The sequence below is a fragment of the Psychrobacter sp. DAB_AL32B genome, from assembly GCF_002224105.1.
In the GTDB taxonomy this organism is placed as follows: domain Bacteria; phylum Pseudomonadota; class Gammaproteobacteria; order Pseudomonadales; family Moraxellaceae; genus Psychrobacter.
In genome coordinates this window covers 1-11,550 of record NZ_NEXU01000125.1, presented here as the reverse complement: position 1 = coordinate 11,550, position 11,550 = coordinate 1, and the positions used below count along the sequence as shown (strand labels likewise).

10 protein-coding genes are annotated in these 11,550 nt (G+C 41.2%); 2 read left to right on the top strand and 8 right to left on the bottom strand.

Annotated elements, in window-relative coordinates:
• Positions 1–31: 31 nt before the first annotated feature.
• Positions 32–796, bottom strand: a complete 765-nt coding sequence (gene ompR / locus CAN34_RS13405) for a two-component system response regulator OmpR (RefSeq protein ID WP_079690629.1) — start codon at positions 794–796, stop codon at positions 32–34.
• Between the two features lie 376 nt (positions 797–1,172).
• Between ompR and CAN34_RS13400 the strand changes: the two genes are divergently transcribed.
• The gene (locus CAN34_RS13400) at positions 1,173–3,713 is read left to right on the top strand and encodes a Tex family protein (RefSeq protein ID WP_089556066.1); all 2,541 of its coding nucleotides are present in this window, start codon (positions 1,173–1,175) and stop codon (positions 3,711–3,713) included.
• 169 nt (positions 3,714–3,882) lie between these two features.
• Here the strand turns inward: CAN34_RS13400 and CAN34_RS13395 are convergent, their stop codons facing one another.
• From CAN34_RS13395 to CAN34_RS13385, 3 genes are all read right to left on the bottom strand, one after another.
• The gene (locus tag CAN34_RS13395) at positions 3,883–4,374 is read right to left on the bottom strand and encodes a hypothetical protein (RefSeq protein ID WP_089556065.1); all 492 of its coding nucleotides are present in this window, start codon (positions 4,372–4,374) and stop codon (positions 3,883–3,885) included.
• A gap of 476 nt (positions 4,375–4,850) precedes the next feature.
• A complete protein-coding gene (locus CAN34_RS13390; protein WP_089556064.1) occupies positions 4,851–5,315 on the bottom strand; it encodes a hypothetical protein in 465 nt (154 codons plus the stop codon).
• 81 nt (positions 5,316–5,396) lie between these two features.
• Entirely contained in the window at positions 5,397–6,692 is a 1,296-nt protein-coding gene (locus CAN34_RS13385) for a trans-acting enoyl reductase family protein (protein ID WP_089556063.1), read from the bottom strand.
• 557 nt (positions 6,693–7,249) lie between these two features.
• Between CAN34_RS13385 and CAN34_RS13380 the strand changes: the two genes are divergently transcribed.
• Complete coding sequence (locus CAN34_RS13380) at positions 7,250–7,405, top strand: DUF1328 domain-containing protein (RefSeq protein ID WP_079690634.1); 156 nt, start codon at positions 7,250–7,252, stop codon at positions 7,403–7,405.
• A 163-nt stretch (positions 7,406–7,568) separates the two neighbouring features.
• Here CAN34_RS13380 and CAN34_RS13375 read toward each other — a convergent pair whose 3' ends face one another.
• The 4 genes from CAN34_RS13375 to CAN34_RS13355 all read right to left on the bottom strand — a co-directional run.
• Positions 7,569–7,862: a 4a-hydroxytetrahydrobiopterin dehydratase gene (locus tag CAN34_RS13375; RefSeq protein WP_079690635.1), complete on the bottom strand. Its 294-nt coding sequence runs from the start codon at positions 7,860–7,862 to the stop codon at positions 7,569–7,571.
• 298 nt (positions 7,863–8,160) lie between these two features.
• Positions 8,161–8,454: a GNAT family N-acetyltransferase gene (locus tag CAN34_RS13365; protein ID WP_089556061.1), complete on the bottom strand. Its 294-nt coding sequence runs from the start codon at positions 8,452–8,454 to the stop codon at positions 8,161–8,163.
• A 256-nt stretch (positions 8,455–8,710) separates the two neighbouring features.
• Entirely contained in the window at positions 8,711–10,081 is a 1,371-nt protein-coding gene (locus CAN34_RS13360) for an acyl-CoA desaturase (RefSeq protein ID WP_089556060.1), read from the bottom strand.
• Between the two features lie 145 nt (positions 10,082–10,226).
• Positions 10,227–11,550: flavin reductase family protein (locus tag CAN34_RS13355; protein WP_121509235.1), on the bottom strand; the 1,324-nt coding region annotated here is incomplete at its 5' end.

Sequence of the window (11,550 nt, the reverse complement as noted above, 5' to 3'; positions counted from 1 at the left end):
GTACTATAAGAGAGACTGAAAATTTATTAAGTTACAGCGACTCACTTTTAGCAGCTTCTACTTCTGCCTCGTCAGGAACGAACACATAGCCTACACCCCAGACAGTCTGGATATAGCGTGCTTGGGAAGGATTGTCCTCAATCAGGCGACGTAAACGTGATACTTGCACATCGATAGAGCGCTCCATCGCCCCCCATTCACGACCACGGGCAAGGTTCATCAATTTATCACGAGTTAATGGCTCACGTGGATGCTGCACTAAAGCCTTTAATACCGAAAATTCACCAGTCGTTAAGGTAACAACATTGCCATCGCGTTTAAGCGTACGAGTCGATAAATCAAGTGTCCATGGGCCAAATTCAACCACTTCAAGCTGGTGACTTGGCGCACCAGGTAACTCACGATTTTGACGGCGTAATACGGCTTTGATACGAGCCAACAGCTCTTTTGGATTAAACGGCTTCGGTAGATAATCATCCGCACCCGCTTCAAGCCCTGCGATACGATCCGCGTCGCCACCTTTGGCGGTGAGCATGATAATTGGGATATCGCCGTTATCTTCTCGCAAACGCTTACAGATACTGATACCGTCTTCGCCTGGTAGCATCAAATCCAATACTACTAAAGAAAAGAGCTCACGCTGCAGCAATTTATCCATCTGATTGCCATCGTGCGCCGTACGGACGACAAAACCATCATCTTCTAGGAAGCGCTGTAACAAAGAGCGCAGACGTGCATCGTCATCGACGACTAAAATACGCTGAGTTAAGGTATCAGGGCTGTTATTATCGGTCATACAGGCATCCTCTTATAAAAATTATTATTAGCAGAAACTCTCAATAAAAAACATTCGTAATAAAAAACGGTTGTTATTTAAGCGTCATTCCATTGATTATTAAAAAAATCTATAAAAATTAAAGGCTTTTGTTCAATGTAGTAGCATCTAGCAATATTTATGCTATTGATACTTTAGTGTATAAGATTGCAGTCATAAATGCATCACTCATAAGGATAAATGCTGTATGTGTTTGTTTAACAAGGCGCTAGAAATAAGCTTATAAGAAGATTATTGCTATAAAACACGTGATAAATAACGAAAATATAAAAAGGATTTTTATTCATGCAGCTTTTGCTATAATGCAAAGCTACATTTCTCAACGATTGATACGTCTATGAGTAGCACTGATACCTTAACGCCATCTCAAACCTCGACAAATGCACAGGTTTTGGATGCAACCACACACGCGAATATTCACGACAAGCTTGCTCGCGCGCTTGGCATTAAGACTGCTCAAGTCAATGCGTTTGTCAAACTTTACGATGAAGGCGCGACGGTGCCGTTTATCGCGCGTTACCGCAAAGAAAAAACCCAAAACCTCGACGATGCGCAGCTGCGCGCTTTAGAGAAGTCGCTTAATTATGAGCGCGACATGGCAACGCGTCGCCTCAAAATCACTGAACTCCTCAGCACACAAGACAATTTGACTGACGAGCTACAGACGCGTATTGATAACGCGACGTCTAAACTTGAGCTCGAAGACATCTACTTGCCCTACCGTCCGCGTCGCCGTTCCCCAGCGGCCAAAGCGCGTGCTGCTGGTCTCGACGTTGCTGCTCAGGCAGTGCTGACGCAAGAGGTTACCCCAACAGAGGCATTGGCTGACTATCAAGCGCCATCTAGCATTTCTGATGATAGCGGTAACGAGATTGAAGTCGACTTTAGCGATATCGATAAGCAATTGGCTGGCGTACAAGCCATCATCGTTGATGAATGGACGCAAGCGCTAGACTTACTAGATAATTTGCGTAGTGGTTTTGCTAAGACAGCCACTATCACCTCTAGCGTTGCGAGTGATGAAAAACGTGAAGTTGGGGAGAAGTTCAAAGATTACTTTGAACACAGCGAAAGCCTTGCGCGTCTACCGAACCATCGTTTATTAGCGATGCTACGTGGCCGCCAAGAAAACGTCTTGGGTCTCAAGATTGAAGGCGAAGATGCACCTTTTATCGAAAAAGTTATTAAGCATTTTGAGGTTGACGCCAAAGCACCAGCTGAGCGCCGTGAGTTTTTAACAGAAGCGGCGACTAGTTTGTGGAAAGACAAATGGCGTCCGCATATCGAACATCGTTTATTGACTGAGAAACGTCTGACCGCTGAAGCTGATGCTATTGATGTTTTTGCTAATAACTTACAGCATTTATTAATGTCAGCACCTGCCGGTCGCAAAGTTATCTTAGGTGTCGATCCTGGTATTCGTCATGGTGTAAAAATGGCCATCGTCGATGCCCAAGGTCATGTCATGTTAGACAGCGAAGATAAGCCTGTCGTCGCAACGGTCTATCCGTTTGCACCTGATAATAAGATGAATGAAGCGAAAGTCGTCATTGATGAGCTACTAAGCACTTATAACGTTGATTTAGTGGCTATTGGTAATGGTACGGCGAGTCGCGAAACAGATGCGATGATTAAAGAGATTTTGGCAGCAAATGATGCGCTAAAAGCCAAAGCCGTTATCGTGAATGAATCGGGCGCATCCGTCTACTCAGCCAGTGAGCTGGCTAGTGACGAGCTTGCGAATATGGATGTCTCTGTACGCGGCGCGGTTTCTATTGCCCGCCGTCTACAAGATCCATTGTCAGAGCTGGTTAAGGTTGATCCAAAAGCCATTGGCGTTGGTCAATATCAGCATGACGTGAATCAAACTCAGTTAGCAGATAGCCTAGACAAAGTAACTCAGGATAGCGTGAACGCAGTTGGTGTTGATGTGAATACCGCAAGCCCTGCTATTTTGGCGCATATCGCTGGTCTGAATCGTAATGTTGCTCAGCAAATCGTTACTTATCGCAAAGAGCATGGCGCTTTTGATAGCCGTGAGTCATTAAAAAATGTCCCGCGTTTAGGTGCTAAGACATTTGAGCAAGCCGCCGGTTTCTTACGTGTACATGGTGGTAGTAATCCACTTGATGCGACAGGCGTGCATCCAGAAAGCTATGCGCTGGTCGATAGCTTGCTTGTGCAAACAAACAAAGCATTGGCAGAAATCATCGGTAATGATGGTGTGTTAAATAGTATCGATACCACGGCGCTAGCTGCTAACGACGATAACATCAGTGTTAAAGCCATTATAGAAGAGCTTGCTAAACCAGCCCGTGATCCACGTCCTGAGTTTAAGACGGCCAATTTCCGTGATGATGTTAACAGCATTAAAGATTTGACTGAAGGCATGACCTTGGAAGGCGTAGTCACTAACGTAACCGCCTTTGGTTGCTTCGTTGACGTCGGTGTTCATCAAGATGGTTTGGTACATATTTCGCAGATGGCCAATGACTTTGTCGCAGACCCGATGAACCGCGTCAAACCAGGTGATATCGTCTCGGTACGTGTCATTGCTATTGACGAAAAACGTGGTCGTATTGGTTTTAGTATGAAACCTGAAGCCGAAAAGCCAGCACGTACAAGTGCAGCAGCGAAGTCAAATGCAGCAAGCACTAGCAATGAAGATAAAGCCAGCCGCCCACGTAGCAACCGTTCAAATAATAGCCATCCAGCAGCTGACAAGCGCCCGTCGAAGCCTCGCGCTAACCGTCAGGACAAAGAAAATACCAATAACCGAAGCAAGGCACCGCGAGCGGAGAAAGCTGAGACTCCTAGTAAAATGGGTACCCTTGGTGCATTATTGAAAGAAGCTGGCGTGACTAAAACCAAAAAATAATTTCTATTGATAGAGATGTCAGAAGTATTAGATAATAGAAAAAGGCAGCCACTAGGCTGCCTTTTTTAATTTGAAATATATCTGAGAGTTGGTGTACTAGAAATACGGTAACGTACTTAACTTCTTTACTTCAAATGATTAAAGCTAATAATTTTGTTAGCCTCATCATCTATAGAGCTGCTGTATCTTCGACCTGTGATGAATCTTCTTCTGAGTCTAGCAAAGCTTCTTGCTCTAATAGCATGGCTTTTGGCTGTTGCTCTAATAGCATGGCTTTTGGCTGTTGCTCTAATAGCATGGCTTTTGGCTGTTGCTCTAATAGCATGGCTTTTGGCTGTTGTTCTAATAGCATGGCTTTTGGTTGTTGTTCTAATAGCATGGCTTTTGGTTGTGCTTGAAGTTCAGTAGCCATCTGTTGTTGGCTAGCATTTTTATTAGCACTTGCTCTTGAAATAGTTTGAGTTTCACTAATTTTAAATGGATTATTTTGGTTTGCACTTAGTTCACCATCGGCATTTTGAGCTTCAGTTTCAATGGTATTGTCGGCAGATGCAGTTTGCACATTTACTGGTGCACTATTAGCAGGCGCTGCCATGGCTAAACTTGGAATAGCAAGAGCGGCACCAATAAGTAACGATAAAGGTAAAGTACGTTTTTTCATGAATTAATTCCTTAATTTATAGTCTTACAATGTCAGTTTAAAGCGTTCTAAACTTGACTGTTATTTGGTGTTTTTTATATATCACAAATTAATTTAGAATTTTGAATATATATATTTACTATATCTAACATGTAATTTATAGGCAAAATAAAATCATGATAACCGTTAAGCGATTATCATGATCGATTTGGGTAAAGAGTGTTATAAGCCAATCTAAATCAGTTATAAACTCTAAACAGAAGGATACCAACTAAGTAGCTACTAATTATGTAGTGCATAGATTAAAAATCTAACGAACTGATGCTAGTAGGTGATTTTGTGCAACTACTGTATTATTCTTGTCGGATCAGAATATAGAACAGAGCTTTTACTGTGTTGAATCATTGCCTTTTTCGATAACGATAATTGTACCGTCCGCAGTATTGATACGTTTTATTTGATCTTCTGGTGTAGTCATAACTTCTTTAACCCGGTATTTAGCAGGACGAATGACACGGTGTGGTTTCGAATACTACCAGCTCTAAGCTGCGTTTTTCAGCGATAGCGACTTGTGCGTTTAGCGCTTCAGCTTCTTTTACGTCGCTCATAATAGACGCTGAAAATTTAGCACCAAAGTGATTGTCATATTGTTGCATGCTCAAGCGTACTGGATTGCCAGTCTTGTACATGTAGACGTTGACGGGCACATCAGCTGCAATAGGAACATAATTGCCAATCAATGCACCCGAAACACCGTAGCGACCGTTTGATTGTCCAACGCCTAAATCACAAGCACCTGCTGAATAATCACTAGCTGTTAAGTTATTACTATTAATAACGGTTTGAGGAATCATAACCTCAGATAAATGCATTTTTTTGACAGTTACTTCGCCAGTTTGCAGCTTTGATTTTTGATGGGTATAAGGAGCGTAGAATTTAGCCGAGCCATCTTTGATCGCCATTAGGCATTAAAAAACCGCATCTTGTTGCCAAGATACGGTTGTTAAAATATTAAGAATAGATTGCTCTATAGATTATTAATTCTAGCTATCCACAACTTCGAAACAAAGACCAGCATGTTCCTCTAGACGTGTTAGCAGCTTATCTCCCATCGCAGAGGCTGGCGTCCAAAACCCACCACCGACTTCCTTTTTACTGATATCTTGCGCTAAGCATAATGCGGCTTGTGATAGCATGCGTGAAGTACTGCCATAACCAGGATCTTTGTCACCGGTTACTTTGGTATTGATGGTATCTTTTTTAGCGGTTTGTCCAAAGAGGCGAATATCGAAATAGCCGTTTTCTTGCTCTTCTTTAGATGGACCCGAGCCTGATTTAGGTAAAACGTGCTTAGAGAGCAACTCTCGGCTTGGCTTAATCATCATCGCCGTAGCAAATCCTAACAAGCCTGCACTCATCGCGTAGCTCGATAATTTACCTTTAACGCCATCTTTCATCCACATCGCTTCATCATACTTAAAGTCGCGACCATATTCATAGCCAAGCAATTGATTACTGCGATGAACGATACGAGTATTGATGCTTGCCATCACAAACGGCGCAAGCCAGCGCTTATGCTCGCTATCGTATTCTGGTTTGCTGACATTATCTTGACGCACGTTTGGTGCATCTTTATCGTCATTAAGCAAATAAGGGTTTGCCACTTGCTTGCGGCGAGATTTATCTTGTCCGACTTCTTCAAAGATAGTTGCCATCGATGCAATTGTACCGCCTGATAGACCACCTTTCGCTGCTTTGACGCGCATATGGATAACATCGCAAGCTTCGCCAAATTTTTCTTCTGCTTGCTTTTGAGTGAAGTAGACACCTAAGTCTGACGGAATAGAATCGAAACCACATGAGTTTACGATACGAGCGCCACTTTGTTTTGCTGCGTCTTGATACTTGTCCATCATATCTTTGATAAATATTGCTTCGCCAGTAAGGTCGACATAATCCGTACCATTATCCGTACAAGACTTAATAAGAGGCTCACCATATTTAAGGTAAGGGCCGACAGTTGAAATAATGACTTGCGTTTGCTTGGTCATCTCATCAAGGCTTGTGGTATCGTCACTATTAGCCATAATAATGTCTACTTTGCTTGCCAGTTTAGACTGCAACTCATTCAGTTTTTCCTCATCACGACCGGCTATCGCCCAAGTGACAGCAGAATTTTTATCTTTAGCATTGGATAAAAATTCCGCTAAATAATGGGCAGTGATTTGTCCAACAAAACTTGTTGCTCCATATAAAACCACCGTATAAGGTCGTTTTTCGTTACTGCTCTCTTTTTCATCAATTGATAAGGTGGTATTTTTTGACGTATCCGTATTCATCGTTATTTTCCTTGTTAAGTATTTTTATTAAATGCTTGGTGTGGTGTATTTATTGCGACGTACCGGTTGTGAAATCCTTATCACAAATAAATAAGATTAATAAACGATTGGCTTTTTTTAATGCTAATTTGTAGATGTGCTTCTTTCTTCAGCCAACGCCATTTATGAGCTAAAATTTTAAAAACTGATGTAAGATAAAATGCTTATATTAATAATAGATCTTCTCATAAAAGCGCTGATATCTAGTAAACCCTAACTATCTCTACACATAAGTAATGAAAAGCCAAGCAAAAACCTAGAAATAGTAAGATTTGCTACAAAGTTTACATAACCTATCGACATTATTACCAAAATCAACCTTTTCTAATGAAAATCATTGCTACTCTATATTTGTAAGCAGTTATAAGTACTATTAAAAAAGTACTATTAAAAACAAAAAGTAAAGTTATTAGATTGATAAGACTATTGTTGTAAAAGTTAACACCAGCTAATTTATTAGTATTTACAGTATTAGTCCCAAAATCTGGTTTTTCAATGATTATTTGAGGAGAATTATTATGTTTCGTTGGGCTATTATTTTTGCCGTAATCGCATTGTTAGCAAGTTTCTTAGGGTTTGGCGGTGTCGCTGGACTATCTGCAAACTTTGCCTATATCTTGTTAGCATTAGCAGTAATTCTATTTATCGTCGCGTTTGTTACTCGCCGTATGTAATAGAAAAGTATACCTGTGATATAAAGAACTTAGCCAGTTAGAAAACTGGCTGGTAAAAAAGTCCTCAAATTGAGGACTTTTTTTATGAGTATGATTTATGGAATTTTTGATTGTTTATAACCAGTCATTAATCTACTTTTGTCACACTCAGTTAAGTAAGTCTTTATAAGCGCTTAGGTTGGACAATGTGTTCCATACGTTTCGCTAAACGAATATCATGACTGGTGATGCCGCCCGTATCTCCAGTAGTCAGGCGTACCTCTACTACGTTGTATGTATTGCGCCATTCAGGATGATGCTCGAGTGCTTCAGCATGAAAAGCTGCTTGATTCATAAAACTCATGGCCTCGATAAAATCGCTAAAGTGATAAGTTTTTACGATAGCATGACCATCCCGTTGCCAGCCGGGCAGTTCGTCTAGCTGCAGATCTACTTGTTTGTCAGATAAACTACTCATGGTGATATCCTTTATTATTATGGTGGATGGATTTATGGTGATTGATGATAGAAAAGTCGATATTAACGATAAGATAAGCAACACGATTGCTGTTAATCCTATAAGCAGTATAGGACAAAAAACCCACCTATTTCTAACCTCTAATTATATATTTGGTTGCAAACATACAATAAAGAAAATTAGATAAATAGGAGGGCAGTGGTGCGTTAATGCTTAGAATATATCGATAATATAATGATTAATAGCTTTCACTTTTATATCATAATTCTTGTCATAAAACTCAGTTTATAAGCTTAGCTTATAGTAAATCTTGATATTCAGGATGTTTATCAATATAAGAGGCCACAAACGAGCATTGCGGCACCACCTTTTTATCATTCTCACGAGCATAGTTCAGAGCATATTTAACCAAGGCTGAACCGACACCGCGACCACCTAGCTCCTGAGGAACGATGGTGTGATCGTATACTAATTTATCATTACGCTCTTGATAGCTGATATAACCAGTATGACCATCGATTGATGTCTCAAAACGTTTTGCTTGTGCATCGTGAACAATGGTCATATCTTGTTTAGCGTTTTCTTTACTCATAAAAACTCTCCGTCATTGGATTTTATAGTTATTTGTACATACTAAGCTATCTTACTAAGTTGTCTTACTAAATTATCCCACTTTATTTATTGTGAGCCTTTTTAATTTGAGTATCCAGTCATTTACCGTAAGAGTAGATAGGGCAAATGTTAATATCTTTAACAAGCTTATTTTAGCAGGCTTTTATTTTACAGGTTCTATTCAAGCTTAAAGAATCTACTGTCGCTGCTCACAACATCTCATCACGTACAAAAAATTAAGCATAAAACATAGCTTGGCGCACGACCTGAGGAAGAAACCTTCTAAAACCGCGTTTAACATGTTTATCCGATATGGTTGTGTGAGGAGCAGGTGCTGTATCAGTCGCGCTATTAGCGGCAGAATGGTTATTGCTATTATTGCTGTTTGATATCGATTGTGTGTAAATATGCCATTCTTCGGCACTTGGTTGACTAAAATAGTGAATACGTCCGAGTACTTGCATAAACTGCGTACTAAAGTGCCCAGTATTATAGGCTAAATTGTACTTAGCGCAGATGGCTTGTACGGCTGGTGCAATCTTCGCATAGTGCCTAGCAGGCATATCAGGAAAGATATGGTGCTCAATCTGATGCGATAAATTACCTGTTAGAAGGTGAAACCATTTATAACCCTGAATATTGCTGGAACCGAGGATTTGACGCACGTACCAATCACCTTTGCTCTCATTGGCGTCAAGATGGTTATACATATGCGCCTGATCAGTAAAGTGACCACAAAATATCACCGCCCATGTCCATAGATTACGCGCAATATTGGCAGTGATATTACCGCTTAGAGTCGTCAGTGCCCTACCAAAACCTAGTGACGCACCTGCCACCGCAGGGAAAGCAATATAATCTTTACCCACTTGTCTAGCGATTTTGCCAAATAGCGCGCGCGATTTTGGCTGCATTATGTCCGTCAGCTGCGCCGAATCTGCGTATTCGTCAACACTGATTTGAATATCGTGGAAGGCGACTGCCCATTCAAAGCCTAATGCCAATATTGTCGTCTTAAATAAGTTATAGCGATCGCTTGGCGTCCAAGGCTGTTCATCAGTAACTCGAATCAAGTGATAGCCGACGTCATGGTCGCGGCCGACAATATTGGTAAAAGTATGGTGCAAATAATTATGCGAATGCTGCCATAGAGGCGCAGGACAAACGATATCCCAATCGAATTTTTGGCTGTTAAGATGTGGATGCTGCATCCAGTCATACTGACCATGCATGACGTTATGACCAAGCTCCATATTGTTTAAGATTTTACTAAAGCTCAGCAAGGATGTGCCAAGTAACCAAACGCCAAGTTTGCTACGTTTTGATGATAATTGCCCAGCGACTGCCAGTAATGCACGTGAGATTACCTCGCTATATACTACCGTCCCATAAACACATTGAATATAACGCGCATCATCGCTGCCTAGTGAGTCCACTACGCTTTGATATAGTGCATTCAATTCATTAGCGAGGGCTTCGGTCTGCGCTTTTGGTAACGGTGTAGCCGTTAACGTCGGGTATCGCGTGGTCTTGAATTGTGCATCGGTTAACGCAGTTAGAGTAGACACCGCAGATTGAGCTTTAAATATAGGGGGTAACAAGCGCATAGATAATCCTTATCCGAAAGTGTATCAATAAATCATCATTGCAAGGTTCGATTTAATTATTGGTGTAAGTTTTAATACACCATAAGAATGAATATTCTTTGGATCATAGTTGGTTATGAAAAGATTTTTTTTCATGACAATTTTGCTAAATATCTAATACGACATCGGTCATTGGCACATTAATGCAGGTTTGGATAGACTCATAGCCATCATTACTTATCTTGCCTGTTTGAATGTTTTTGACCCTACCGCTAATTTTATTGCAGCGGCATAACTGACAGATACCTTGTCTACAGCCGTGGTTCAGGCAGATACCAGCGTTCTCAGCGCCCATTAATAATGTCGTGCTGCTATTAAATTGTCGTTGTCGTCCACGTAAATAAACAGTTTTTTCCTCGGTAGTAACTGCTTTTCCGTCTGTTTCATCTATGTCCAATAAGGTATGGCTAAAGCTTTCTGTCATAATGTTGTCACGCAGCTGCTTACCGAGTGGCAAATGAATGTCATCGCAAGCGCGGTAAAGCCCTGCCAATAACGCTGGCGAACCACAGGCAAATATCTGTGTATCTGCCAATGTAGAGGCTAATGACACATTTGATAGCGTGCTTAATGTCGCTTTTAATGATGGGATTAATGCAAGAAGGCTGGCCGCATTTAAATGACGACTGCCTGCTAGGTAAGTGCTGGGGTCTTCGGTATTAATAAGATGATAAGTAAAATTCGGATAGATGGTGGCTAACTGCTGCCATTGTTTTCGTAAAAGATTTTCTCCTAGTGACATCCGACTATAATGTAACAATGTCACTTTGTGCCCATATTTTAATGCCTGTGTCACAAAGCCTAGCATCGGAGTAATGCCACTACCGCCTGCTATAAATAATAGTGAGGTTTGTACGGAGATAGGGGATCGCTTTTCGCTTGTCTGCTGCCCTAATCTTGCCTGAGCAAGAGTAAATTCACCACTGGGTAAACTACTATCAAATACAGTACCAAGTACTGCGTGATTGGTTAAGTAGTCTGAAACCCGACCTTGAGGTTTAATAGCGATAGTCACAGTAGAAGTACCAATTTGCGCTGGCGACTTTTTATCGAAGCTATTATTTAAATTATTATTAAAGTTATCCTTATTTTTATGAGGTTTTTGCTCGCTGTCCTCATGCCACCATAATGGCTGCTGCGGTAGACCAACCAATGAATAGCTACGTTGATGATAGACACCATCAATAAGTACGCTTAAATTAATATGCTGTCCGCCATGCCAGCCTTCATGCGAACTATGACCTGAGCGATGACTTGAACTAAAAGCCTGCTGTTTAAAGGCACGGTTAGGCTCAAATTGTAGCGCTATCAATTCATCACTAAGTATACGGCGTGCTATAAGCCGCAACTTGGGCACGTTTAATGACCAAAACGGGTGCAGGCGCGTACTGATAAAATCAACAAACGCACGGTGGATAAGTTCAGGTCGA